Annotated in this window: 38 protein-coding genes; 3 read left to right on the forward strand and 35 right to left on the reverse strand. The window is 70.5% G+C overall.

The genetic code is table 11. From position 1 onward, the window contains the following. Positions 1-46: 46 nt before the first annotated feature. From ABZT17_RS12005 to ABZT17_RS12140, 28 genes are all read right to left on the reverse strand, one after another. A complete protein-coding gene (locus ABZT17_RS12005) occupies positions 47-1,294 on the reverse strand; it encodes a phage major capsid protein (RefSeq protein ID WP_356347044.1) in 1,248 nt (415 codons plus the stop codon). A 68-nt stretch (positions 1,295-1,362) separates the two neighbouring features. Beyond that, positions 1,363-2,262 (reverse strand): HK97 family phage prohead protease, encoded by a 900-nt coding sequence (locus tag ABZT17_RS12010; RefSeq protein WP_356347046.1) that lies wholly within the window; start codon positions 2,260-2,262, stop codon positions 1,363-1,365. Beyond that, entirely contained in the window at positions 2,262-3,587 is a 1,326-nt protein-coding gene (locus ABZT17_RS12015) for a phage portal protein (RefSeq protein WP_356347049.1), read from the reverse strand. Before ABZT17_RS12015 ends, ABZT17_RS12010 begins: the two co-directional genes overlap by 1 nt. Further along, a complete protein-coding gene (locus ABZT17_RS12020) occupies positions 3,584-3,820 on the reverse strand; it encodes a hypothetical protein (RefSeq protein ID WP_356347052.1) in 237 nt (78 codons plus the stop codon). The genes ABZT17_RS12015 and ABZT17_RS12020 overlap by 4 nt, the downstream gene beginning before the upstream one ends. Beyond that, positions 3,817-5,406 (reverse strand): terminase, encoded by a 1,590-nt coding sequence (locus tag ABZT17_RS12025; protein ID WP_356347054.1) that lies wholly within the window; start codon positions 5,404-5,406, stop codon positions 3,817-3,819. Before ABZT17_RS12025 ends, ABZT17_RS12020 begins: the two co-directional genes overlap by 4 nt. Continuing rightward, on the reverse strand, positions 5,369-5,650 hold the full coding sequence (locus ABZT17_RS12030; RefSeq protein ID WP_356347056.1) for a hypothetical protein: 282 nt from the start codon (positions 5,648-5,650) through the stop codon (positions 5,369-5,371). The genes ABZT17_RS12025 and ABZT17_RS12030 overlap by 38 nt, the downstream gene beginning before the upstream one ends. Positions 5,651-5,952: 302 nt before the next feature. Further along, on the reverse strand, positions 5,953-6,393 hold the full coding sequence (locus ABZT17_RS12035; protein WP_356347058.1) for a hypothetical protein: 441 nt from the start codon (positions 6,391-6,393) through the stop codon (positions 5,953-5,955). A gap of 229 nt (positions 6,394-6,622) precedes the next feature. Then, positions 6,623-6,985 (reverse strand): DUF4873 domain-containing protein, encoded by a 363-nt coding sequence (locus tag ABZT17_RS12040; protein WP_356347061.1) that lies wholly within the window; start codon positions 6,983-6,985, stop codon positions 6,623-6,625. Further along, complete coding sequence (locus ABZT17_RS12045) at positions 6,982-7,800, reverse strand: DUF6221 family protein (RefSeq protein ID WP_356347063.1); 819 nt, start codon at positions 7,798-7,800, stop codon at positions 6,982-6,984. Before ABZT17_RS12045 ends, ABZT17_RS12040 begins: the two co-directional genes overlap by 4 nt. A gap of 199 nt (positions 7,801-7,999) precedes the next feature. Continuing rightward, on the reverse strand, positions 8,000-8,185 hold the full coding sequence (locus ABZT17_RS12050) for a hypothetical protein (protein ID WP_356347065.1): 186 nt from the start codon (positions 8,183-8,185) through the stop codon (positions 8,000-8,002). 2 nt (positions 8,186-8,187) lie between these two features. Beyond that, positions 8,188-8,442 (reverse strand): hypothetical protein, encoded by a 255-nt coding sequence (locus ABZT17_RS12055; RefSeq protein WP_356347067.1) that lies wholly within the window; start codon positions 8,440-8,442, stop codon positions 8,188-8,190. A gap of 3 nt (positions 8,443-8,445) precedes the next feature. Then, a complete protein-coding gene (locus ABZT17_RS12060) occupies positions 8,446-8,733 on the reverse strand; it encodes an HNH endonuclease (protein ID WP_356347327.1) in 288 nt (95 codons plus the stop codon). A gap of 13 nt (positions 8,734-8,746) precedes the next feature. Next, positions 8,747-9,145: a hypothetical protein gene (locus ABZT17_RS12065; RefSeq protein WP_356347069.1), complete on the reverse strand. Its 399-nt coding sequence runs from the start codon at positions 9,143-9,145 to the stop codon at positions 8,747-8,749. 224 nt (positions 9,146-9,369) lie between these two features. Continuing rightward, positions 9,370-9,585: a MerR family transcriptional regulator gene (locus ABZT17_RS12070; RefSeq protein WP_356347072.1), complete on the reverse strand. Its 216-nt coding sequence runs from the start codon at positions 9,583-9,585 to the stop codon at positions 9,370-9,372. A 108-nt stretch (positions 9,586-9,693) separates the two neighbouring features. Next, a complete protein-coding gene (locus ABZT17_RS12075) occupies positions 9,694-9,954 on the reverse strand; it encodes a hypothetical protein (protein WP_356347074.1) in 261 nt (86 codons plus the stop codon). 149 nt (positions 9,955-10,103) lie between these two features. Next, positions 10,104-10,766, reverse strand: coding sequence for a DUF4145 domain-containing protein (locus tag ABZT17_RS12080; protein ID WP_356347076.1), 663 nt, complete (start codon positions 10,764-10,766; stop codon positions 10,104-10,106). Positions 10,767-10,849: 83 nt separating this feature from the next. Continuing rightward, positions 10,850-11,278 carry a hypothetical protein gene (locus ABZT17_RS12085; RefSeq protein ID WP_356347079.1) on the reverse strand — a complete coding sequence of 143 codons (429 nt, stop codon included), beginning with the start codon at positions 11,276-11,278 and terminating at the stop codon, positions 10,850-10,852. A 148-nt stretch (positions 11,279-11,426) separates the two neighbouring features. Beyond that, positions 11,427-11,801 carry a hypothetical protein gene (locus ABZT17_RS12090; protein ID WP_356347081.1) on the reverse strand — a complete coding sequence of 125 codons (375 nt, stop codon included), beginning with the start codon at positions 11,799-11,801 and terminating at the stop codon, positions 11,427-11,429. A gap of 164 nt (positions 11,802-11,965) precedes the next feature. After that, positions 11,966-12,181, reverse strand: a complete 216-nt coding sequence (locus ABZT17_RS12095) for a hypothetical protein (protein ID WP_356347084.1) — start codon at positions 12,179-12,181, stop codon at positions 11,966-11,968. Between the two features lie 37 nt (positions 12,182-12,218). Continuing rightward, positions 12,219-12,398: a hypothetical protein gene (locus tag ABZT17_RS12100; RefSeq protein WP_356347086.1), complete on the reverse strand. Its 180-nt coding sequence runs from the start codon at positions 12,396-12,398 to the stop codon at positions 12,219-12,221. Positions 12,399-12,538: 140 nt separating this feature from the next. Beyond that, entirely contained in the window at positions 12,539-13,186 is a 648-nt protein-coding gene (locus ABZT17_RS12105; RefSeq protein ID WP_356347088.1) for a hypothetical protein, read from the reverse strand. Continuing rightward, positions 13,183-13,680, reverse strand: a complete 498-nt coding sequence (locus tag ABZT17_RS12110) for a hypothetical protein (protein WP_356347091.1) — start codon at positions 13,678-13,680, stop codon at positions 13,183-13,185. Before ABZT17_RS12110 ends, ABZT17_RS12105 begins: the two co-directional genes overlap by 4 nt. 11 nt (positions 13,681-13,691) lie before the next feature. Next, entirely contained in the window at positions 13,692-13,835 is a 144-nt protein-coding gene (locus ABZT17_RS12115; RefSeq protein WP_356347093.1) for a hypothetical protein, read from the reverse strand. Positions 13,836-13,837: 2 nt separating this feature from the next. Beyond that, positions 13,838-14,002 (reverse strand): hypothetical protein, encoded by a 165-nt coding sequence (locus ABZT17_RS12120; protein ID WP_356347096.1) that lies wholly within the window; start codon positions 14,000-14,002, stop codon positions 13,838-13,840. Next, entirely contained in the window at positions 13,999-14,229 is a 231-nt protein-coding gene (locus tag ABZT17_RS12125; protein ID WP_356347098.1) for a hypothetical protein, read from the reverse strand. The genes ABZT17_RS12120 and ABZT17_RS12125 overlap by 4 nt, the downstream gene beginning before the upstream one ends. Next, entirely contained in the window at positions 14,222-15,859 is a 1,638-nt protein-coding gene (locus ABZT17_RS12130) for a hypothetical protein (RefSeq protein WP_356347101.1), read from the reverse strand. Before ABZT17_RS12130 ends, ABZT17_RS12125 begins: the two co-directional genes overlap by 8 nt. 89 nt (positions 15,860-15,948) lie before the next feature. Continuing rightward, positions 15,949-16,371, reverse strand: a complete 423-nt coding sequence (locus ABZT17_RS12135) for a hypothetical protein (protein WP_356347104.1) — start codon at positions 16,369-16,371, stop codon at positions 15,949-15,951. Further along, positions 16,368-16,676, reverse strand: a complete 309-nt coding sequence (locus tag ABZT17_RS12140) for a hypothetical protein (protein WP_356347106.1) — start codon at positions 16,674-16,676, stop codon at positions 16,368-16,370. The genes ABZT17_RS12135 and ABZT17_RS12140 overlap by 4 nt, the downstream gene beginning before the upstream one ends. A gap of 168 nt (positions 16,677-16,844) precedes the next feature. Between ABZT17_RS12140 and ABZT17_RS12145 the strand changes: the two genes are divergently transcribed. The 3 genes from ABZT17_RS12145 to ABZT17_RS12155 all read left to right on the forward strand — a co-directional run bounded on the left by ABZT17_RS12145 (position 16,845) and on the right by ABZT17_RS12155 (position 17,988). Further along, positions 16,845-17,147 carry a helix-turn-helix domain-containing protein gene (locus ABZT17_RS12145; protein WP_356347108.1) on the forward strand — a complete coding sequence of 101 codons (303 nt, stop codon included), beginning with the start codon at positions 16,845-16,847 and terminating at the stop codon, positions 17,145-17,147. A gap of 72 nt (positions 17,148-17,219) precedes the next feature. Next, positions 17,220-17,504, forward strand: coding sequence for a hypothetical protein (locus tag ABZT17_RS12150; RefSeq protein WP_356347110.1), 285 nt, complete (start codon positions 17,220-17,222; stop codon positions 17,502-17,504). 52 nt (positions 17,505-17,556) lie between these two features. Further along, on the forward strand, positions 17,557-17,988 hold the full coding sequence (locus tag ABZT17_RS12155) for a DUF6233 domain-containing protein (RefSeq protein ID WP_356347112.1): 432 nt from the start codon (positions 17,557-17,559) through the stop codon (positions 17,986-17,988). Positions 17,989-18,004: 16 nt separating this feature from the next. Here ABZT17_RS12155 and ABZT17_RS12160 read toward each other — a convergent pair whose 3' ends face one another. The 7 genes from ABZT17_RS12160 to ABZT17_RS12190 form a co-directional block, all read right to left on the reverse strand. After that, the gene (locus tag ABZT17_RS12160; protein WP_356347115.1) at positions 18,005-18,685 is read right to left on the reverse strand and encodes a hypothetical protein; all 681 of its coding nucleotides are present in this window, start codon (positions 18,683-18,685) and stop codon (positions 18,005-18,007) included. 43 nt (positions 18,686-18,728) lie between these two features. Beyond that, positions 18,729-19,169 (reverse strand): hypothetical protein, encoded by a 441-nt coding sequence (locus ABZT17_RS12165; protein WP_356347117.1) that lies wholly within the window; start codon positions 19,167-19,169, stop codon positions 18,729-18,731. Next, positions 19,166-19,825 (reverse strand): hypothetical protein, encoded by a 660-nt coding sequence (locus ABZT17_RS12170; protein ID WP_356347120.1) that lies wholly within the window; start codon positions 19,823-19,825, stop codon positions 19,166-19,168. The genes ABZT17_RS12165 and ABZT17_RS12170 overlap by 4 nt, the downstream gene beginning before the upstream one ends. Positions 19,826-19,828: 3 nt before the next feature. Continuing rightward, positions 19,829-20,461, reverse strand: a complete 633-nt coding sequence (locus ABZT17_RS12175) for a hypothetical protein (protein ID WP_356347123.1) — start codon at positions 20,459-20,461, stop codon at positions 19,829-19,831. A 2-nt stretch (positions 20,462-20,463) separates the two neighbouring features. Then, positions 20,464-20,907, reverse strand: a complete 444-nt coding sequence (locus tag ABZT17_RS12180) for a hypothetical protein (RefSeq protein ID WP_356347126.1) — start codon at positions 20,905-20,907, stop codon at positions 20,464-20,466. Further along, on the reverse strand, positions 20,904-21,260 hold the full coding sequence (locus tag ABZT17_RS12185) for a hypothetical protein (protein ID WP_356347128.1): 357 nt from the start codon (positions 21,258-21,260) through the stop codon (positions 20,904-20,906). Before ABZT17_RS12185 ends, ABZT17_RS12180 begins: the two co-directional genes overlap by 4 nt. A gap of 211 nt (positions 21,261-21,471) precedes the next feature. After that, entirely contained in the window at positions 21,472-21,690 is a 219-nt protein-coding gene (locus ABZT17_RS12190; RefSeq protein WP_356347130.1) for a hypothetical protein, read from the reverse strand. Positions 21,691-22,385 lie beyond the last annotated feature (695 nt).

Genomic DNA, 22,385 nt, shown 5'->3' on the forward strand with positions numbered 1-22,385 from the left:
GCCAACGGGCCCAGGCGCGAAGTCCCGGGCCCGTCAGAGGAGTTGGTCAGGTCGCCGAGTGCTGGTACATGCGGATCGCGGCCGAGTCCTGGATCATGCCGTCCAGGCGGGAGAACCCGAGGAACGCGACCTGCAGGTACTCGGCGTAGCGCTCGACCAGGCGCAGCGTCTGCACGGACTGGACCTGGCGGATGACGTAGCCGGCCTTGAAGTCGCCGAAGGCGATGGTCTTCGCGTTCGCGGCCGGCGTCGGCATCGAGTTGTCGAGGGAGTACTCGAAGCCGTTGATGGTGGCCGGGAAGCCCGGGGCCGGGATCGGCACCCACAGCGGGCGCTGCTGGCTGTCCTTGAGCTTGCGGATGACCTTGAGCGTGGCGTCGTTCATCAGGTACCGGGCGTTGGGCCGGTAGGCGCTATCGACGCTGTGCTCCAGGTCGATCAGGTCGTCGTAGATGACCGACGTGGTCTGACCGGTGAGGCCCTGCTTGCCGACCACGGCGCCGGTGGCCAGGCCCTCGGGCTGGTCCACGCCGGTGCCCGTCGTCCAGGCGCGCGCGGCGCGGCGGCCGATGCGCTCGCCGAGCTTGCGCGGCACCCACTGCTCGAGGTTGAACGCGGTGTCCTGCAGCAGGCTCATGGACAGCTTGACCTGCTTGGACGAGAAGATGTACGCCTTCAGCGTCCGACCGCCCAGGCTGATGTCCTGCTCGCCGGCGGCCACGTTCTCGCCGAGGATCTCGCCCTCGTTGCCGGTGTCGTCGTTGGTGGGCCACTTCAGGTCGGCGCCCGTCGACGTCGGGATGACGTCGGCCAGACCGAGCAGGCCGCCGTAAGCCTTCATCGTCTCGGTCATGATGTTGCGGAACTCGTCCGGCACGGTGAAGCCGCCGGCGGTGTCGATGCCCGCGCCCATGGCACGGAGGTCGACCTCGTTGTCCATCATCAGGTTGCGCTGATCCGGCGTGAGCCGGTCCATGCCGCCCCGCAGGTACCGGCCGAAGGCCTCGCTGTAGCGGCGGGCCTGCTCCTCGGCGTCGGTGCCGCGGCGGTCGTCGTTCGGCTCGCCGGTGGTGTTGACGATCTGGCTGCGGTCGATCTGCGACAGCTGGGCCATGCGGTTGAGGCGGTCGATGTCGCCGGAGACGACCGTGAGCCGTGCCTCGGCCTCGTCCCAGCTCTGCCGCTCCTCGGTGGTCAGGTCCCTGTTCTCGGCCTCGGCCGCGGCCTGGATGTCCTGCATCCGCTGCCACACGGTGTTCTGCTCTTCGATGAGCCGCCTGAGCTGCACGCTCATGTCGGTTCCTTTCAGACATGGCGAAGGCCCCACACCAGGGGTGCAGGGCCTTCGGGTGAGTACGTGAGTTACGAGCGGGACGTGGGCAGCCCGTAGCGGGCGGCCAGGCCCCTCATCCGGAGTGCGCGCGCGTCGAGGTCGCTCCGAGTGGTCTCTGCCGGCTCGGTGGCGGCCGGGGCCGCGGCGGGCTCCGGTGTGCTGGTCTCGCGAGTGGACTCACCCGGCTCGCTGCCAACTGCCGTCAATTCCTGTGTGCTTGCCCCGCTATCGCGCCCGGCAGGGGCGGTGCCGCCGGCGGGCTGCGTGCCGACGAGCTGCAGCAGGTCGCGGAGCTCCGGACGGAACTGGGCGCGCTGCTCGATCGCCGCCTGGTCGCCGCGCCGCACGAGCGCGCTGGCGACGCTGGCGAGTTCGGCCTCGGTGTCCACGTACGCGGGGAAGGTCACCGCGGACACCTCGATCAGCCGGACCTCGAGGATCCGGCGTACCTCGACCTCGACGCTCTGCCCGTCGGAGGTCTCCACCGTCTCGGTCGTCCAGTCGTCCTTGACGACGTAGAAGCCGAAGCTCATGCCGGTGATGTTCTTGTTGCGGACGTTGGCCTTGAGGTCGTTGACGTACGACAGAGCCGGGTCCAGGGCCGAGTCAACCGGCAGGCCCCGGTCGTCCTCCGCCAGGAGCAGCGTGCCGGCCGACACCCGCGACACCACGTAGTACGAGTCGTGGTCGATCAGCATCCGCGCGTCGCCCTCTTGGAGCGTCTTGGTGAACGCGCCCGGGGCAACCTCCTCGTAGAACCCCCAGCGCAGCGGATTGCCGATCGCCGTGCGGGAGTTGAACACCGCGGCGTACCCGTGGAACCGCTCGTCCACGGAGTCGCCCTCGTCGGATGCCCGGATCGCCACACCCGCCGTCGAGAGAGGCAGGCGGCGGCGCTCCTCGGTCGTCGTCCTCGTCAGGGTCCTCATCACAGGCCTTCCTCGATGTCGTCCGGGGTCTGCAGCAGCCGCTGCGCCTCCGCCATGAGCGCGGCCGCCCGCGCCCTGTTCGAGCTCGCTCCGGCCGGCTGGCCGCCGTCCGGGGCGAGCGGGTTCACGCCCAGCGGGGCCATGTACAGCGGCTGCAGCCGCAGGTCGCCCTCGGGCCCGTCGAGCGGCGGCTTGTCCTCGAGGTCGAGGATGTCGTTCGCCGAGTACGCGCCCACGTCCCGCATCGCGCGGTAGAACGTCGCCCGGGCGGCAGAGTCGCCGCGCAGCAGCCCGCCCATCTGGTACTTCGCGTACTGCGACGGCGGCAGGAGTTCCTTCGTCACCCGCTGCTCGGTCGGCGTCAGCCACGTCGGGTGCAGGTCGAACGTCACCCAGCCCTGCGCCTGCTGCTCAAGCCCTGTGCCCCAACTCGTCGACTTGTGGGTCTCCATCAGGAGGAAGAGCGGCACTCCGAAGATCCGCGCGATCTCGGCGTTCTCGAACTCGCGCGACTCCAGGAACTGGGCGTCCGTGTTGGGCATCGTGACGGGCTTGAAGGAGGCGCCGCTGTCGAGGACGGCGACCTCATGGGAGTTGTGGACGCCGGCCATCTTGGCCTTCCACCGCTGCTTCAGCCGCTCGGCCTGATCGGGCTCGAGGCGCTGCTCCGTCTGCAGCACACCGCCGAGCATGTTGCCGTTGCCGAAGAGCCGGGCCGCGCTCTTCTCCGCGGCCTGCGCCAGCCCGATGCCCTGCGCCGCCATCCTCACCGGCGAGCAGCCGGTCAGCCCGTCGTAGCCAAGGCCGGGGATGTGCAGGACCTCGTACGGCGTCAGCCGGTGCACGGTGCCCCAGTCGTCCGTCGCCCAGAAGATCTTCCCCGAGGGGTTGCCCTCGTACGGCCTCTCCCGATCGACCTGCACCCGGTCCGAGGAGATCGGCCACAACTCACGGATCTGCTTGGCCCCGTCGCGGATCTTCTGCAGGTAGCCGTTGCCCCACAGCGCGCGGTACGTGTACGCGTACCGCCACAGCTCCACCGGGGTCAGATCCGGGTGCGGGTTCTCCAGCAGCGTCGACGACTGCTTCTCCTTCGTGCCCACCTTGTACACCGGCATCGGGAGGGCTGACGACACACCGGCGATCACGTTCACCGCCCGCCACACGGCCGGAGTCCGCAGCGCTGTCGTCTCCGACACGGGGATACCGGCGTCCGACCGCATCCCGCCGAGGAACTCCGTCAGCGCGGCGGAGGTAAGCGGCTGAGCCGGGCTCTCCAGCCCTCGCTGTGTCCGCCCGTCGAACAACCCGAAGAGCCCACTCACGGCCGCTCACCCCCCGCCGCTTCCCCGCCCTGCCGCCCCTCAACAGCAGGCCTGCTGGCCGACGCACGCTCGCACGCCAGCACCCCCAGCACGCCACCGACCACCAGCGCCCCGGGCACGCTCCACAGGGCCAGGCCAGCGACCGCCACCAGGACGAACACCACCTCGAGCACCAGCAGCCCGCGGCCGCCCGTACGCGCCGACGACTCCGCCGGCTCCGGCTCCTTCTTCACCACAGGTTCGGCGCCCCTTCCGGCTCGACGTCGTGGTACTGCTCCCAGCCCCACAGCGCGTACGTCCCTGCCACCAGCGGGGATACGTCCACGCCGTCGTTGCGCCGCGACCACAGCCACGCATCGCCCACATCCCGCTTCGTCGCGCCGCCCAGTGCGGTCGCCATGGGCGCCTGGTCCAGGTGCTGCAGGCTCTGGTTCTGCGTCCGGTCGTAGAACTGGCCGCAGGCCTGCGTGAGTTCGCGGACCTTCGGCGCCACCACCAGGTGGTCACGCCCGCGCTGAGCGAGCTTCTTCCGCAGCAGCGGGGCCAGCGATCCGGCCGGCCCGCCCTCGTCGATCACCCACGCGCATGGTGACCACTTCTCGTCCAGATCAGCGGCGCGCTCGATCACCCAGTCGGTGCCAGGCCGGTGATCCACCACCTCGACGTGCCGTCCGTCGTCCTCGGTCCCACCGGCCACGCTGATGGCCGACCAAGTCCGTTCCGGGGTGGTGTCGATGGAGAACCCGACGGGATCCGTGAGCCGGGACTGACGCACCCGCAGGGCCCGCCACGTGGCCTCGTCGATGACCTGCCAGGTCTCCTCAGCCTGCGCCGGGTAGTCACCGATCCCCAGCCGCTCACGGTTGAAGAGATCCGGCCGCATCGTCGCCAGCTCGCGCCGCACCGCCTGCACCCGAATCCGGATCCCCAGGGCCGGGTTCACTCGCTGCCACGTCCGTACGTCCGCACGGTCGTCGTGCTCGGCACACACAATCCGCCCGTCCTCGTCCCGCGGGCACTCCCGCGCGTGCAGTACGGCCGACCACTCCAGGTACGTCAGCGACTCGTCCGGCAGAGGAGAGTTCGCCAGCGCCCGGGCACGCAGGAGAGCGAGCTGCTCGCTCTCCTGGCCGATGCCGGCCGAGCAGGTGTACACGAGCTGCGGGTTCCGCCGCGCCGACATGATCGGCAGCAGCGCACCGATCGGCGCCGCCCGCAGCGACATCGCCTCGTCCATCACGACCAGGTCCCCGGAGAAACCACGCCCCGAGCCCCCCGTACGCGCCAGGAACAGGATCCGGGCGCCGTTGTGGAACTCGAAGCCCTCCTCACCGTGCGCACGTACGACGCGCTTCACGCGGCGGCTGAGGGCGTACGAGCCCTCGATCATCTGGTCCAGCCGGCGGAAGGACTCACGCGCCGTCTTGAACTCGTGCGCCGTGTGGATGACCAGCTTGTCGCCGAACAGCATGACGCCGGCCATCTGCCGGGCCTCGAGGTAACCGCCCTTGCCGTTCTGCCGGGTGACGTTCTGGACGACCTCGAAGGAGGTCCACCGGCCCTCGTCGTCCTCGGCCAGCGAGTGGTGCAGCCCGAGCTGCTGCCACGGATCCAGATGCAGCCCAGCATCGGCCGCCAGCTCGATGGCCTCCTGACCTGCAGGAGAGCGGAAGGCCAGCGCCTCCTGGTCCTCGACGCCGCTCCAACGCCCGGTCTCGATGCGCTTGTAGTGCGGGGTGGAGATGATCCGCGGGCTCTGGCAGCCGATCGGGTCAGGGCTGCTACGCGCTGTGGCGGGGGCGGCGAGAAGCGAGCTCATCGACGATGTCCCCCCTGTTCTTCACAGGCGCCAGCGCTCGCACTGTGTGCATGGCCTGGCGGAGCTCGCGGGCGGCGGCCGCGACCTCCTTGGGGTCCACCGACGAGTCCATGATCTTGGCGAGGCGCATCGCGGCGGCGGCCGAAGCGTTCCGCTCGGGGGATACGCCGAGGTCATCGAGCTCGGTCGTGGTCGCTTTCGCGACGGCACCCGCGCGGACGCGCTTGGCTCCGGGCTCGCCCATGATCGCCTCCGATCTGACGAGCCGTCACGCAGAGTGAAGACCGGTCGATGTCACGCAGAGTGATGGGCATCGAAGTGGGTGCATGGTGCACTTTTCGGCTGGAGTTCGGTTCGGCGGAAAAGTGAAACGGCTCGGGGAGAGAATCGGGCGACAAGGGCGTTTGGGTCGCCCGCCCTTCCGCCCAACTTTTGATCCACTCCCACCCGTCGACCGCGCGAACGATCATGATCGAGTCGCTCGACGACGCTCGAACAGGGCGTCGTGTAGCTCTGGGTGATGGGCTGCGGGGTGGTGGCGCTGGGTCACCAGTCGCGCGACGACTGCGCGGTGGCCGGCCGGGGCTGACCACCGCGGTAGTGCCGGTACCAGCGGGTGACGACGCGTTCCATCGCGCTTGATCGCATCGCTCGCACACGGTCGCGTACCACTTGCTCGCCTGGGTCGACAGTGATGATCTCGGCGCCGAGTCGCTGGTAGCGGGCCAGCCAGGTGTCGCTGGGCATGGTGTGGATCAGGTACACGTCGGTGTCGTCGAGGTGCTTCACGGCTTCGTCGATGGCCGCGTAGCGGGCGCGGAGCGCGATGCGGCTGGCGATGGGGTCGTGGTTCCACTGGGGTGCGCCGGGGCCGGTGAGGGCGCGGGTGATGCGGTCCAGGTCGATGACGATGTCGCGTGCCTTCGCGCGGGCCTCGATCCACGAGGACTTGCCTGCAGCCGGCGGACCGGTGACTACGTACAGCATGGGCACTTCGGCTCTGCCGGAGGCGGCGGTGGGGGCGGGGTGGGCGTGCGCCTCGGTTGGAGGGTCGCCTTCTGCGTCACGGTCGTCACCTCCGTGTGGACGGCGCCCCGTTGCCTAGGACGGGGCGCCGTTGCGGGCCTCGCGGTTGCCGCATCCCGTCGCCTTCCAGGTGTGCACCATGCCGCGCGGGAGGGACCTGGGGGTGTGTCGGGACATCTGAGAGAGTTGGTCAGGGTCCGAAGGGCGGTTGGCCGCTGCCCTGGATCTGCAGCTCTGTGGAGCCTGCCTGAAGGTGGATGGCGAAGAACTTGCCTTCGCTGCCCTCGGCGGTGCGCAGGGTGGCGCTGCGGGCCTCCTGGATCTGCCAGGCGGCTCCGTCGTCCTCGGCCTCGATCGCGCCGCGCCACTCTCGCAGTCCTCCGCCGAGGTGGGCGGTCACGTCGTACTCCGTGCCGTCTGCGGTGGCCGTCGCGGGCCCGTCGTACGTCGTCATGCGCCCATCCTCGCCTGCGAGTTGGGGCAGTGGCTGCTGCGGCGTGTAGCGGGCGTGGCGATTGTCCAGGTGCTCGGTGACGGTGCGCGACGGGGTCACGGCTTCCACGACTCCTCGTAGCCGGGGCGATCAGCGTAGGGCTGGGCGAGTAGGCGGAGGGTGCGGCAGGGGTGGCTTTGGGGGCTGCTGGTGCCGTGGGTGGGGTAGCCCCAGTCTCCGCCGACGCAGGTGCCGCAGTCGCCGTCGTTGGTGTCTTGGTGCTCGTCGAGGAGCGCCTGTCGGGCTTCGATCTCGGCGAGGACCTGGGCGGGTACGCCGCAGGTGCAGGTGCCCGTCTCGAGGCCGGGGTAGAGCACGTGCGGGACGGCTTCGCAGTCCTTGTCGTGCCACTGGGTGGACGGGTTGCGCTGGCGTACGGCCTCGGCGCTGAGGACGGTCTCGAGGAAGGTGACGATGCTGGGGCGCATCAGCGTCTCCGGGTGCGGTTGGCAGCCAGGGCAGGGGGCGGGGTAGTCGCAGGCGAGAGGCCAGAGGCAGCCAGGGCCTACGTGGAAGAGGACGGACGTGCCGTTGTGGAAATCGATCCGCTCGCCGCCGTACGCGTGTGACACGCGCTTCACGAAGCGGTCGCCCTCGTAGGCCCAGGCGAAGAGGGCGAACCCTGCGCGGAGTTCCTGGCGGTTCCGGAAGCGCAGCACGCGCTCCCCGTTGCTGCGGGCAGGGCGCAGCAACTCGTGGTTGCCGGTGATGATCGCGGCGGCTACGGAGTCCGGTGTGTGGCCGTCCTTGAGTAGGGCTGCTGCTGTGGTGACGAACCATTCGGTGGTCGTGGTGCCCTGCTGGGGTGAGTCCTGCTGGCGTGGAGCCTCAGCAGCGGAGACGGCTCGGAGGAAGGTGACGATGCTGGGGCGCATCAGCGTCTCCTGGTGCGGCACCAGGTGCGGCCGCAGTCGATGATCAGGGGGTCGGCGTACGCATCAGCGAAGCTCTCGGGCTGTGCGCTCGTGGGCTGGCCGAGGTCCTGTTCGAGCCGCTGTATTTGTGGATATGACGGCCTGTCGTGGACGTCGCAGCGTCGGGTGAGGCGGCGGAGCAGACGCTCTGTCCACGGCCTCACTGGGAGGTCGGCGGCAGGCTCGTCGTCAGTGGGGCGTGGTGGGTGGCGAGGTGCTCGTTGATGGGGGCGGTGTCGATCCCGACGACCACGCGCTTCATGTCGAGCTTGACGGTCGCGTTGAGCTCGATGGGCTCTGCGCAGACGGGGCAGCGTGCGTACACGCCGGTCTCACCGGAGGCCATGGTCACCACCTCCGTGGGTGCGGCGCCGGGCGTCCGACGCAGGTGGGGTTGTGCCAGCCGAAGAGGCGACAGGCGAGGCGTCGGGGCGCCGCGTACGCGAAGTCGCGGGGCTCGTGCACGGCGTAGCCGATCCACCGGGCGAGGCCGGTGCGCGTCTGCCAGGCGGAGTTGCGGGGCGTGAGGACGCGTAGCCTGCCCCGCGCGTGGGCGGCCTTGAAGCGTCGGGCGAGCTCGGCGTAGGCCTCGTCGTAGGTCATTGGTCACCATCTCCGTGACGAGCGTTGGGGGGCTGCGGTGGTGGTGCGGTTGCCGCGGGCGCTGTTGCACTTGCGGTGTGCTGAGCGGGCGTTGGCGGGGTCGAGGAGGTCGCCGCCGCGAGTCAGGGGTACGGCGTGGTCGAGGGTGAAGGCGTCGCGGTGACGCTGCGCGAGGAGGCCGGTGAGGTCGTAGCGGATAGAGCCGCCGCACCACCAACAGGGCAGGAGCAGGGCGCGCTGGTCGCGGCACAGGCGGCGATAGGGGCGCCCGTTGCGGGGGTTGGCGGCTATGGCACACCTCCCGTCAGGAGCTGCTCTTCGGGCGGCGCTCCCTCAGCTTGAGCAGCTGGCTTTCGAGCGCCTCCGCGGCGGACTGGGGGGCCAGCGCGACGTTGAGGTCGTACAGGACTGGCTCGCCGTTGCCGGGGGCTTGCGACGGCTGCAGGGCGTGGGCGACGCGGGCCCACATCTCAGCAAGGCGGGAGGCCTCGGCGGAACGTCCACGGAGGGCCTGTGCCTCTTGGCGCGCGTCGGCGACGGCCTCGCGCAGGTACGTCGTGCTGGCATGCGACGTGGCGTAGTCCTCTTTGCCGGCGGCGGCCAGGGCGGTCTGCTCCGCCTCGTCTGCCCAGCGGACGGCGCCCTCCTGGGCTGCGACGAGCTGCTCGGTGGCCCAGGCCGGGTCGGGTGTGGTGTCGGGCATGAGGGCTCCTGGCGGCGAGAGGGCGCCCGCCGTACAGCTGCCGGCGCTCCCAACCCCCCGGAAGTGAGCGCCGTGTGAGCGGCCCGTGCGGCGGGCGCCGGGCACGACGAAGGCCCCGGATCTCGCCGATTCCGGGGCCTTCGTGGTGCGTTCGTGGTGTCCGTTTTTGGACATGGTTGTGCGGGAAGATCGTGGCGCACGGATCGTCGCACGTCAAGCAGGGTTTACCGGCTGGCGCGTTGGCCTGGTCGTGTGGGCTTGGCGGCGAGCTTGGCGGCCGTGACCGCGTCGACGACGTACAGCGGGTGACGAGGGGTACCGGCGGCGCGGTGGAGGAGGCCCCGCCGGACCCAGTCGCGGATGGTTGCGGGCTCTACGCCGCATGCCTTGGCGGCGAGCGCGGTGGTGAGGTAGCCGGGAGGTATGGACGAGTACTGCATGTGGCCCATGGTGCAGCAGGTGTTCGAGTCGGGGCGCGTGCGCGGCGGCGAGTCGGGTGTGGGCGTGACGAAGGCCCCGCTCGGGGCGGGGTCGTTGTGAGACCAGGGTCAGCCCGGGTAGTCCTCGCCCAGTACCCGTCGGCGGGCCGCTGCCGCGCGCCGGTTGAGCGTGCCGGTCATTCGGAAAAGCGCCACCGTCAGCCCCAGGAAGACGACGACCAGGAGCACCTGCGTGACCACGCTGACGACCGCCACGTGCTGCGTCGCGAGCGCGATGATCAGCATGATCGCGTTGCCGCTGATCCACGCGAACCAGATCCGGAGCTTCTCCGCCCGGACCGCTTTCTGTACGTCGCTGTACTCGGACACGGCGCCCCCCAAGAGCTTGTTGTGACTGCCGGTGCAGCATGCATGCCCGTGGGTGTCCGTGGCGGCGGTGTGTCCTAGTTGTGACGTGAGGGACTCCGGCGTGCCTAGCCTCGTGGGCGCCCTGGGCTCATGGGCGGGTTGTCCGCCGTTCAGCCCTGCTTGCGCTCCTCATGTCGATCCTTGAGTCGTTGAAGCTTTGCCGGACGCTGGAAAACTTCGTCAAGCAGGGCATCCATAAACTCCAGAATTGCCTCGGCGTCATCCTGCGAGATTGGCTCGTCACCGATGTCGCCGTGGGCGATGCTGTTTCCGTCCCGCCGGATTTGATGGCTCGCGTCAGCGGTGAGTGTGCTGATAATGCCGCCATCCCGAAGGGCATCGATCTTGTGGACGATTCCCTCAGTGGAGATGCCCTTCGCCTTGGCTGTCGCCTCAACGACCGCCCGCGCCAGCGCCACGGCACCGCGAGCCGCACCAATGCTCAAGCATGCGTGAGCCTCGCTGGCAGTACTGGCGATCTCGGCGGGGACGTCGTCGAAGTTCGGCCGACGCGTATGGACTGGCTCCCACTTTAGGTCTGCTGTTGCCAGCTTCTCCTTGAGGGTGCCTTGACCATGCCGAAAGATCTTGCCCCAACCGATGGACAAGCGGCGGCATTTTTCGTTGGCGCAGACGAAAGCTGCCATGGCCGTCAACCAGTCAGACTCGTCCGACCTGGCGTAGCTTGAGAGCTGCTCCGGCAGTGGGATCGGTTCCGTGACCATGGTCATGTGGGCGCGGTCTCCGCACCAGCCGCAGATTGTGCTCGCCATACGGCGGACGATACGGGACGCGTGACGGCTTCAGCTCAGAAATAAGCCTCTCCGCCGCAACCTCGGAGAGGGGTGTCGAGTCGTCACGCTTCCTTGGCCCTGCGATACCCGCGCCGCGCTGCTAGTGCCTGTGTTGCCGTGGCGCCGTACCAACGGTTGGTGCCCCCGTCGGTGGCGTCGGGCTCCGGCCAGCGGTTGCGGGTCAGGTCGGCGCGGATCGTACCGGCGGTGATACCGATGCCGGCGGCCTCGAGCTCGGGGGCGGTGTAGAGGCGGCGGGGCTCGAGCTCGACGGCCTGGCGCTCGACGTGCTCGCGGATGAAGGTGTCGATGGCGTTGGGGTCGTATTGGACCCAGCGGCCGCGTTTCTCGGGCAGGGGCTTGGGCCAGGCGGGGTGGCGGCGCCAGGTGTTCTTCACGGTGGTGAGTGGGCGGCCGGTGCGGGACGCGATCTCCTCGACGGTCTCCGGCGGTCTGCGGGGCGCTGTGGGCTTCGCGTGGCGGTCTACCATCGGTGCTCTGTCCTTCCTGTGTGAGGGATGGATCCGACCGGCGAGGGTTTCGCAACGGCACGGTGTGCCGAGGCTTCGGCCTGGCCCTCGCCGGTCTCGCGTCTTCAGTGGGTACCGCCCCCGGCTGGCTGCCGGGGGCGGTGTTGGATCAGTCAGCCTCGTTGATCACCAGCCAGAGGGCCAGTGACTTCAACTCCTGCTCTGCGTGCAGGAGGTTGACTCCTGCACCCTCGGCTCGGGTGTCCTCGTACCTCATGGCGCAGAGGCCGTAGAGGTCGATGGCGGCCAGAAGGTGGATGCAGCCGGTGTACAGCTGCAACGCCTGGGCCTCACCCATGGGCTGGTCGTGGGCGACTTCGGACACCCGCTTGATGGCGGGGACTGCGTCCGTTGCGGGGATGTGGCGGTCGGTCGGGAGACCGATGCGCACGGGGAGTGCCCCGCAGATGTCGACCAGCATCGTGTAGATGAATGAGATCGAGTGGGCCAGGGCCCCCATGATCTCGTCCTCACGGTCAGCCATGTGACTGTCCTTCCACTGTTGAGTTGAGATGGATCGGGAGGGTCGGGGTTCGCAGCCCCTCACCTCTTGAGTAGTACTTTACAGCATTGAAGTAGTGGATTGCAACACCCGAGGGTGAGGAAACGGCCCCAGCTCACTCAGAGCCAGGGCCGCTACGGGGAGGGTCAGGCCAGCTGCCAGCCGGACAACCGGCCATCGCCGCCGACGTCGGCGGACAGCCGCTTGCCGGGCAGTTGCATGGCCTCGAGGCCGACGGCGTCAGCGATCTCCTCGGCCGGGTAGCGCTCGGGCTCAGCGCGCTCCTCCGGCGGGACGTCGGCCACGACCTCGGCCTGATCGCCGAACAGCAGCAGCACCCTCACGTTCATACGCTCGCTCATCGAGTCCTCTCCTCCTTCGTCGCGCTCGAGGCGGCGCTCAGTCGGTGTCCTCGTCGAGCGCGACCTCGACCTGTTTGATCTTTCCGGACGTCGACAGTTCAGCGCGGACGGGGTTGTCGCGCGGGACGCCGGCCTTGCGTGCGGCCTCGACGAAATCGGCGAGCTCGTCGAGGGTCATGTCCTTGTCTTCACCGGTGAACTTCACAGAGGCGGGCATGGGCTCAGGATGACGCACCCGGCCCTGCACAGGGATGGGCTCGTGAAGCCGAGCCGGGTGTCAGTGGCCACAGCCGGGCTTCGTCCACCAGCCGCATGTCGCGCAGTACTCGTAGGCGAGCCGGGCTCAGAGGCGTCGGATCATCGGTCGTTCACCTCCCCACGAACGGTGCTGGAGGTCCCCGCCTGCTCGGCGAGGTCGTAGATCAGGAGACCGTCGTCTGTGCGCTCTACACGGATCCCCTCTCCTGCCCGTGGCCGGTCACTGTTGTCGGTGTTGTTGTTGTCGCCTGACCTGCAGCAACAACCGTTTCCGTGGGCGTCGGTGGTGACGGGAGAGGGGTCGGCCGGGATGTCGCCCTTGTGTACGCCGGGGCCATTGCCGTGCGGGGTGCGCACCGCCTTCCAGGTGATGTCCTCGGCGTCGAGGAGGGCCTTGACCCTCTTGGTGTCGGGCAGCTTCAGGTCGTCGCGGAGGCGGGTCAGGAGGACGCCGTTGTCATTGCCAACCAGGCGCCGCAACGCCTCGCCGACATCGAGTGCCGGCGTCTCCTGCTCGGGCTCGGCCGGCTCGTTGCCGCGCGCGACGAACCACGACCGTGCACGCTGCCAGCCCACGGTGCCGAGGACGCCGACCATCACGTAGGCGAGGTAGGGGAACGCGGCGAGCAGGCCCCACAGGGCCAGCCCCGCGACGAGTATGAGAACCAGGCGGGCGGTCCGCTCGTACTGCTCCCCCGGCTCCTCGGGCTCCGCCGTCTCGGGTTCCGGCTGCTGCGTGGCGCTCATCCGAACACCCCGGTGAAGCCGATGCCCGCGAAGTTCACGCCGGAGCCGAGGGGGATGGCGGCCACCCCGGCGACGTTGCCGGAGAGCGCGATGAGGATGCCCGCGAGGCAGCCCAGGATGATCTTCGACTTGGCCTGCTTCGGCCCCCACTTCAGGAGGCAGCCGAGCATGATGGTGAGCAGGAAGACGATGGCGTAGCCGCCGTCGGTGAGGACGATCTGGTGGGCGCGGGTCACGTCAGGGGCTTTGCCGCCGATGCCCCACACGAGGCTGGCGTACCCGGCGACGTTGCCCGCCCACAGACCGAGCCAGGTGACCGCTCCCAGGACGGACCAGGCGCCGAGTGCGGCGAGCGCGGCGAGCATCCCGTAGAGCACGGACAGCACGAAGGGGACGAGGGCGCCGAGCCGCTTCTTCTCCTTCATGATCCAGCGCATGAGGAACGCGAGGATGATGCCGACGCCGACGGCGACACCCCCGAGGTTGATGGCCATGTACGGCACGGTCAGATCCCCCAGGTCAGGAAGAGCGGAAGGGCGAACCCGAGGGCCAGGCCGAAGCAGACGGCGGCGCCGATCCAGCGCGCTTTGCCGTGGAGGTCCCCGGCGACGCCGAGGAGGAAGAGGACCGCGAGGACGTTGATGAGCATGGTCAGTGGCTCCAGATGGCCGTGACGGAGAGGACGGCGAGGGTGATGAGGGCGACGGTGCAGGCGGCGGGCCCGAGGTAGAGCAGAGGGGCCCGGCGCGGCGCGAGGGCGTGGAGGCCGACGGCTCCGAGGAGCGCGGCCATGGGCCAGAAGACTTCGACGGTCACAGCGCACCGCCGCGGTGGATGAGTGCGCCGGCGAGGAGGGAGGCGGCCGTGGTGAGGGTGAGCGTTGCCGCGGGCCGTCCGTGGCCCTGCAGGAGAGCCGCGGCGGCGAGGAGCGCGCCGACGCTGTCGGTCACTGCGGCTGCGGCCGGGCTGAGCAGGCCGAGGACCGCGCATGCGTGCCAGGCGTCGGCCAGGTCCCGCAGTGTCACCGTGGGCGTCTCAGCCATGCCGGGCTCCCGCCCGTGGGCTCGGCTCGCTGAGGGCCTGGCGGACGAGTTCGGCCTTGGGCTGTCCGACGCCGAGCGCTGCTTTGAGGACACGGATCGGGGCGGGGCGGCCGTGGGTGTGGATGTGGTCGGCGTCGACACGGCGGGCCCGCTCGAGCAGCTCGTCGGGTACGCCCGTACCCGCCGTACCCGAGGCCTTGAGTACGGGGGGTACCTGCTGGCTCGCGTGTACTCCGGGTGCGGGTACGGCGTGTACCCGGGCCGGGGTGCGCGCCGGGTCGGCGGTAGCCGGACGGAGTGGGGCGCCCTCGCCGGAAAGGCGGGTGGGCGGGCGTCGGTCCGGTGCCGTACCCGGACTGCGGTCGGGTACGCGGGCGTGTACCTCGGTGCGGGTACGTGCCGGGCGGATCATCTGGGCGGGTACGGCGCACGCGTGCTCGGCGCGTACCTGGGCCTCGGTGGTGACGTCGAGGTGCAGGTCACCGTGCTGGTACGCGTACTCGATGGTGTCGGGTACGGCCTGGTGCGCGTCGGGCTGCGAGACGGGGTCGGCGGGCGGCACGGGGAACAGTTCGAGGCGCGGCGCGGGCGCGGGTACGTCGCCCCGTACCTGTACCCGGGCGGGTACGGGTGGAGGTGCGGCGTGGAGGGCCACCTGTACCTGGGCCTCGGAGACGGGTACGCCGTACTCGGTGCACAGCGAGGCGAGCGTGGCCGGGCCGGCGTCGGGGTGTGCGGCGTGTACCTGCAGGACGGCGTCGACCGGGTCCATGCGGCGGAGCTCGGCCCCGGCGACGCCGAGCGGGGTACCCGGGTACGCCTCGGGTACGGGTGCGGCGGTCCACGGGGTGGGCAGTTCGACGTCGCGCAGCGCGGAGGCGTTGCGTCGGGCGGCGAGTTGCTGCAGCAGCTGGTGGCGCTGGGAGGCGTCGACGGCGGCGCCGGAGCGGGCGACGGAGGCCTTGAGGGCGGCGCGCCCCCACCAACCCAGGTGCCTGCGGGAGGCGAGGCGCACGGCGCGGGCGGTGGCCCGGTCGCGTGAGACCTGGGCGGCGGTGCGGCCGCGGACTGCGAGGCCCATGTAGCTGAGGAGCCGCTCGCGGAGCTCGCGGCCGATCTGCGCGGGCACCCCGGTGGACAGTGCCTCCGGGCGGCTGACGCGGATCTCCAAGCCCATGGCGAGGTGCCAGAGCAGGGCGGCCATGACCGGACCGAACACCGCGCGGACCGTGCCGCCCAGGACACCGGACTCGGCGAACGCGGGCACCAGCTGCACGCCGGTGATGCACCACACGAGGACCCCGGGCACGCCCGGGGTGCCGGCCTCGGTGTCCGTGGCGGTGGCCCGCTTGTTGGCGCGGGCCATGACGGCGCACGCGAGGAGGGCGACCTCCCCTGCGGCGAACAGCGCCAGGCGCTCGTTGTCCTGCATGCCGAGCCGGTCGCCGGCGAACCGCCAGGAGGTGTCGGCGGAGAACGACGTGGCGACGAGGGCGCCGATGCCGGCGGTGAGGACGGCGCCGCTGGTGCGGTGCACGATGAATCCGCCGAGCGCGGCGAGGAGGACGCCCGCGACCAGGACGACGGGCCCGTGGCCGGTCGCCCACGCGAGGGGCTGGTCCAGAAACACGTGGACTCCAAACGTGGAGAGGCCGGCCCCGCTCGGGGGCGGGGGCGGGACCGGCCGGTCTGGGTGAGCAGCGAGAGCAGCGGCCCTGGTCAGAGGTCTCTGTCCGCGCGGGCCTGCGCGGACTGGGAGGCTCCGGCGATCAGGTGCGCGTCGTCGCGGTGGGCGTTGAGGTCCTGATGGGTGAGGCCGTCGGTGTAGTCCTGGTCGCACTCGGCGTGCAGGACGGCGACGCGTTCGGCCTGCGTACGGGGCTGCCCGTTGCCGGTGGCCAGCTCACGCAGCTGCACCGCGTACTCGCGCCGGAGGAGCGAGCCGGTGATCTCGGGGACCCGCGAGCGCAGAGCGCGGGCGAGCGGCGGGTCCATGGTGGTGGCCTGCATGAGCGCGAGCCGGCCGATGGCGGTGATCGGCTCGTCGGGACGGTTCGCCTCGAGCCGGTCGGCCATCTCGCCGAGCATCCGCCGCACCTGCTGATCCGTCTGGGCCGCGGCACGGCCGTAGCGGGCGGTCACCCGAGCTCCCGGGCTGCCGCGCGGAGGAGGGTCGCGTACTCGCCGCGGCTGACGTCGGCCAGGGGCGGCAGGACGGAGCGGGCGCGGAAGGCGGCGGTGTGCCGTACGGCCTCGGGGCAGGTGCCCACGATCGCGTCCTCGGCCGCGGTCAGGTCGGTCTGCAAGTTCCCCGCGGTGACCGGGCTGGTGCTGCCGTGCTGTTCGAGGAGGACCACGGTCGCGCTGATGATCTGCGCGGGGTGGCTCGGCCGGGAGAGGACGCGGGCGAGGACTTCGCCGGGGTCCATGGTCTGGGTACGCTCCATGGCGGACCTGCTCCTTGTGATCGCTTGGGACGGGTCCCCCCTCGCCCCGGAGTAGCCGCTCCATTGGGGCGAGGGGTTTTCCGTTGTGCAGCAGTCGAGCTGCTTGCCCACGACTGTAGGGGTCCCCTACAGTCCATGGCAAGCGGCCCACCGAAGGAAAGGGCCGGGATGAGCGACGAGGAGGTGCGCCGCGTGTCGGACGCCCTTGATGCAGTCGAGGGAATCGCGGACCGAGAGGAACGCGTCAGGGCCCAGAGTCGGATCATGGCCGAACAGATCAAGCGCAACAGGACCTGGTCGAAGGAGCGCGCCGACCTGATCCGCGAACTCTGGGATGACGGTCAAGGCCTCTCGTACCGGCAGATCGCCGACCGCCTCCAGGTCAGGCTCAGCACCGTGCAGGATGTGTTCCGTGCCTACAAGGGATCCGGTACCGCCCGCCCTAAGGCCGGCGAGAAGCCATCGGACTGAGCTGTGATCTCGAGTCCCCGCTGAGCGGGTCACGGCGGGGGCTCGCGCGCGCCCGCCTTAGGATCCCTGCACGTGGCACACACCTTCGAAGAACTCGTGAACATGCAACGCGCCGCCGACAGCGCACACGCCCGCGTCCTCGCCCTGCTCGACGAGTACGGCCAGCCCGCCCGAGGTGACGGCTGGACTGAGCAGCAAAGCGAGACGTACGGCAAGGCCTGGAGCGACTGGCGTAAGGCGGCCGCCGGCGTCCAGGCCTCCGTCACCGAGCATGCGGCCGCAGACGGTAAGACGCGCTACGACGTCGAGGCCGCGGTGAAGAAGGCGGCCCGCCACCCGGAGCCCGTCCAGCCCTAGCAGTCACACCCTCACCTCGACGCGGTACGGGCGTGATGCTTGAATCGAACACGTGAACGAGCTGCCGCCGGATGTGCCCCGCCTGCGGGCGATCTTGGCGTACCTCGAGAAGCAGCTCGCCGAGGAAGAAACCGTCGTCCTCTACCTCCGGCTGCAGGTCGACGGTGTACGGCAGGCCCTCGCCGTGGCCGAGAACCGGAAGCCCGCCAGCCACACCCCACCGTCCCCCCGCCCCCGGCCGGCCATAACCGCGCTCGGGCCGGCACCGACGCGCACGGGCCGGGGATCTGCCGGGTTCATGATCGAGCAACGTCGTACGCCCGAGGGGCCGCTGGAGGCCACGGTGCACCTGGACGACTGCACGATGACGAGCAACCGCACCCACCCTGTGTCCGCGCAGGAGGCGCGGCTGGCGCTGACGGACGCGCAGCTGGAGTCGTGCGGGTTCTGTCGTCCGGACACCGAGCTGGGGATCCTCGACTGACCGGGCGCCGTGAGTCTCAGGCCGCTGTCGGCTCTCGCTCTCCAACCTCGGGTCCGGCTGGCTGCGGGCGCCCGGGCTGGAGTTGACGTAGGGCCAGCCACGAGTCGGGCGGGTACGGGCACAGGCACCAGGTGCACTGGACGGGCCGGGTCATGTCCGCGAAGAGCTTGGTCCCGCACACGATGCCGTCGGGGTCGGCGGCGACGCAGTACCCGAGGAACGTCGGTGCGGGCGGCTCGTCGAGAGCGCGGCCGGGCTGGACGACCGCGCGGACGCGGTCGACCAGGCGGCGGAGCTCGCGGCCCAGTTCTCCGCCCTGCTCCCACAGGGCGATGAAGTAGATCTGTTCCTCCAGTTCCCCGGCAGCGTGGGCAAGGCGGTGCCACAGCGAGCCGACCCGGGCCGGGATCGGCAGGCCCCGGGTGTGGTGGACAGCGTCGCGCCAGTCCTCGAGGACGCCGACGATGCCGCCGGCCGCGCGTAGGTCGAGGACCTCCTGGACCAGGGGCATGGGGGCCTCGGCCATGCGGGCGCGCCCGCCGTACTGGGCGGGGCCGTTGCTGCCAGGGGTGAGCCAGGCCTCGAGGGACAGCCACATGCGGGGCAGGCGCTGCAGACGGTCGAGGGTGTCGCGGGTGCAGGCCGGGCACAGGGTGCCGTGCTCAAGCTGGGTGGTGGTGCACAGGGTGCAGATCATGGGGTCCGCCTTCCTGCAGGTGGTGCGGGGTGGGGTGAGCTCGTCAGCGTCTGGACGGGGCGAGGATGGGCGGGCGTACGGGCTGGGGGATGGTGAGGCGGCCGTAGCCGTCGGCGAGGCCTGCGTCCTCGAGGACCCGCACGACGTCCTGAAACTGCTTCCTGGCGAGCGACGCGGAGGTACCCAGGTCAGCGGCGAGGCGCTGCAGCATCCGCTCCTGCCGGGCCCAGTCGGCGGCGAACAGCGCGTTGAATGCCCGGGCCAGAGACTGTGAGGCAGGGAACTCGACGGTCAACTCGCCGGACAGAGCTCGCCGCAAGGCGCCCTTGCCGGACTTGCGGGGCCACTCGATGCCGGGCCAGTCCGCGACGACGTGCTCGACGCCGGCCTCGTCGAAGGTCACTGTCCTGAGCGGGACGAGTGGCGCCTCGTCGAGGATGACCATGTCCGGGTGGGGGATTCGCCAGCCGCGCCAGTCCGTCATGCCCCACCGCGCAAGGCCGGCCCGGCGAAGAAGAGCAGCAGAAGGTCCAGGCGGAGTCTGTTCACTTCTGCAGATGCGGTGAGGGTGCCGTCGTCGAATGGCAGCGTCCAGCTACCGTCAGGGTTCTGCCGCCACCCTGAGGGAACCGGGCTGCATGTAGCGGCAGGGGGAGCTTGCTCGTCCACCCCCTGTACGGCCTGGGCCTGCCCGAACACCTGCTCGTGGACGACGGCGCCTGGTGTGGTGCTGGACTCGTCCACCTGGCGGGGCAGCTCGAGGCCGAGCTCATTGCGCAACCGCCACAGACGTTGCTCGGTCCAGCACGACAGGTCGTGGTGACGCGCGACATTCTCCGGCAGTGCGTCGGCCAGGCGCGCGTGGACGAGGACGTGCAGCCACCCGACGTCGACCCACTCAGTGTGGGCGTGGCGGAGGCGACACCAATGCGCCGGAGGCCGAGCGTCGTCAGCGAAGCCGTGGCCGGGGCAGCCGACTTCGACCGGTGCCCCGGAGGATCGGACGATCATCAGGTCGCAGTTGGGGTGTCCGCTGGTGCCTTCCCGGACGGCGGCTTCGGCAGCTTCCGCACTGGTGTACTCGCGGGCATCAAGGGCCGGATCGTGGGATAGGCAGACGAGGTAGAACGTGCTGCTCACGGATCAGTCCTCCATCGGGAGTTCGCGGCGGCCGACGGGGATGGCGGCAAGGGTGCGTGCGCGGTCGAGGCGTTGGGGTGTGGTGCCGTAGGAGCGGTGCTTCGTGCAGCGGGAGCAGCGGCCGTAGGTGACCTCGTCCAGGAGCGGCTTGTCGCACAGGCAGGTGGAGTGGGCGGACTGGATGGCCGAGCAGTCCATGTGGAACAGGCCGCGTTCGCCTTGCCACCAGTGGCCGCGGGCCCGGTTCCACTGGTGGGAGACGTTGACCTGGTCGCTGTTCAGGGAGCTGCCGCCGCACCAGGTGCAGCGGGTCAGCAGGCGCCGCCGTAGCGCCTGCAGAGGAGGGATCTGGATGCGCCAGTGGTGGACGTGCAGTCGCCACCCGCGAGTGCGGTGCCATGTGCCGCCGCTCCGCTGGACGCGCCGACCGCAAACGGTCAGGGCATCGCGGTTGCCTGGCTCGCGGTGCCAGACAGTGATCAGGCTGGGAAAGTACAGGCCGCGCCCAGCGAGCACCCAGAACGCGCCACCGGCCTTCCAACGGGTGCCGGTCCGGGCGGCCTGCTCGGTCATAAAGACGGCCGGCTTGGGCCACGGTGAGCGGATCTCGAACGCGACGGTCATCGGGTCGTGCATGGTCAGTCCTTCTTCGGGGTGTCGATGTCGCGGAAGGGTTCGGTCGGCAGGGGCCGACCGGTGGCCTTGGCCCACCAGCCGGCGCAGATGAGTTCGCCGAGGGGGATGTCCCGGGGGTGGCCGTCGATCTGCCAGGCCCCGTACGGCTGGTGGCTGCCGCCGTAGCCGCGGGCGGTGCCGTGGTGGCACCAGAACGGGCCGTCCTCGGGGAAGCAGCGGCCGCCGTCCTCGAGCTCCGGCGAGCCAGGCCGGAACGCGCAATCCGCACACGGCTTCCGCATCACCCCGGGCGGCACCGGGGCCTCGCGGATCATGTCGGGCGGGAAGTGCTCGACATCGTTGGTGAGGCCGCGGCCGGCGCAGTGCAGGCACCGGCCCACGGAGGGGCCCATGTCGCCCTTGGTGCACAGCGGGCACAGGTACCGGTACACGATCAGCTCGCTCATGCTGCGCTGCTCTCGGGGGTCTGCCTGCGGCAGGTCGGGTCGTGGTCGGCGCCGGCGCTGGTCCACCAGCGGTCGCAGCACTCCCCAGCCAAGGCCACCGCGACCACGCCGTCGGCCGTCTCGTCGGGGGTGAGAACTGGCCGCGCCTCGCGTTCTGCTCGCACGGCCTCGCGGCGCAACAGGTCATCAAGTTGGTCCTCGCGGAGGAACGCGACCATGGCCAGGCACGTGCCGACGACGAAGACGACGGTCGCCCACCAGGCGCCGTGTCGTGCGGACTGGACGGCGCAGTAGAGGAGCCAGAGGAACAGACCGATGTACGCGGAGCACAGGAGGTTCGACGGGCGTGTCACAGCGTCACCTGAATCTCTGCGAGGGGTACACCAGCGGCGACCTGGCGGTACAGCTCTTGGAGGCGGTCCACGGCCTTGCTGTCCCGGCGGGACAGGGCGCGGCGTGCAGTGCAGGGCAGGTTGCCCCAGCAGGCGAAGCAGAGGTACTTGCCTGCGCCCTTGGGCTGTCGACAGCACGGACAGGGCCTTGATGTGCCGGGCTCGGGATGACTCATTGGCTGGGCTCCTGCTCTTCCATGGGGAGTTGGTCGTCGGCCACGGGCACGGGCCGGGCGAGGACGGCGCGGTAGCGTGCCGGGTCCTTGCGGATCGCGGCGCGCTGGGCGGGCCGGAGTTTGCGCCAGCAGCGGCCGCCGATCCCGCCCCGCTGTTTCGCGGCCGCGGACCGGGTGGGCTGGTGGCACATCGGGCACTCGGCGGGCGCGCTCACACGGCACCGCCGGCCGAAGCGTGAGCGGTACGCCAGGCGTCGAGGACGCGCTTGGGGATCTGGCCGACGCCAGGGCAGTCGACGCCGTGCTCCGCGGCCCAGGCCCGCACGGTGCGCGCGTCGTAGTCGCGGACGTACACGCCGGTCTTCCGCTTGGTCTTCTTCGGCGGCGCGAGCTCGGCCTGACGGGCGGTGAGGGCGGCGAGCTGCTTCTCCAGCTGCTGGCGCTTGGTGGCGAGGGCGGCCAGTTCCTGGTCGGTGGCGTGCCGGTTGCGCAGGCCGGTGAGGATGGCGCGGCCGCGGGCGGCTTGGTCCTGGACTGCGGGGTCGGGGTGCTCGTCGCCCCATGCCAGGAGGTCGGCGAGCGGGAGTGCCGAGACGGTGACCTCGGCCGTGGCCTGGGCGATGGACGGTCGCGGCCCGGGGGCGGTGGGCTTCGGCTCGGCGGGGTCGGTGGTGGGCATCGGGTCGGGCTCCTCGGTCGTCGGGCCGGCGGGGCGGGTGAGGTTGAGGCGCTTGTCGCGGGCGGCCTGCGGGCCGCCCTGCTCATCGATCTCGTCGAGGAGGTCCTTCAGGGCCTGGACCGTCACCGGCTCCTCCTCCGGTTGGGCGCGGCGCAGGACGTCGTCGGTGAGGTGGGCTCCGGCCATGCAGTCCTGCTCGCCGCAGTTGCTGCGCACGTAGCCGACGGGCGG

Source organism: Streptomyces sp. NPDC005648, from assembly GCF_040605395.1.
In the GTDB taxonomy this organism is placed as follows: domain Bacteria; phylum Actinomycetota; class Actinomycetes; order Streptomycetales; family Streptomycetaceae; genus Streptomyces.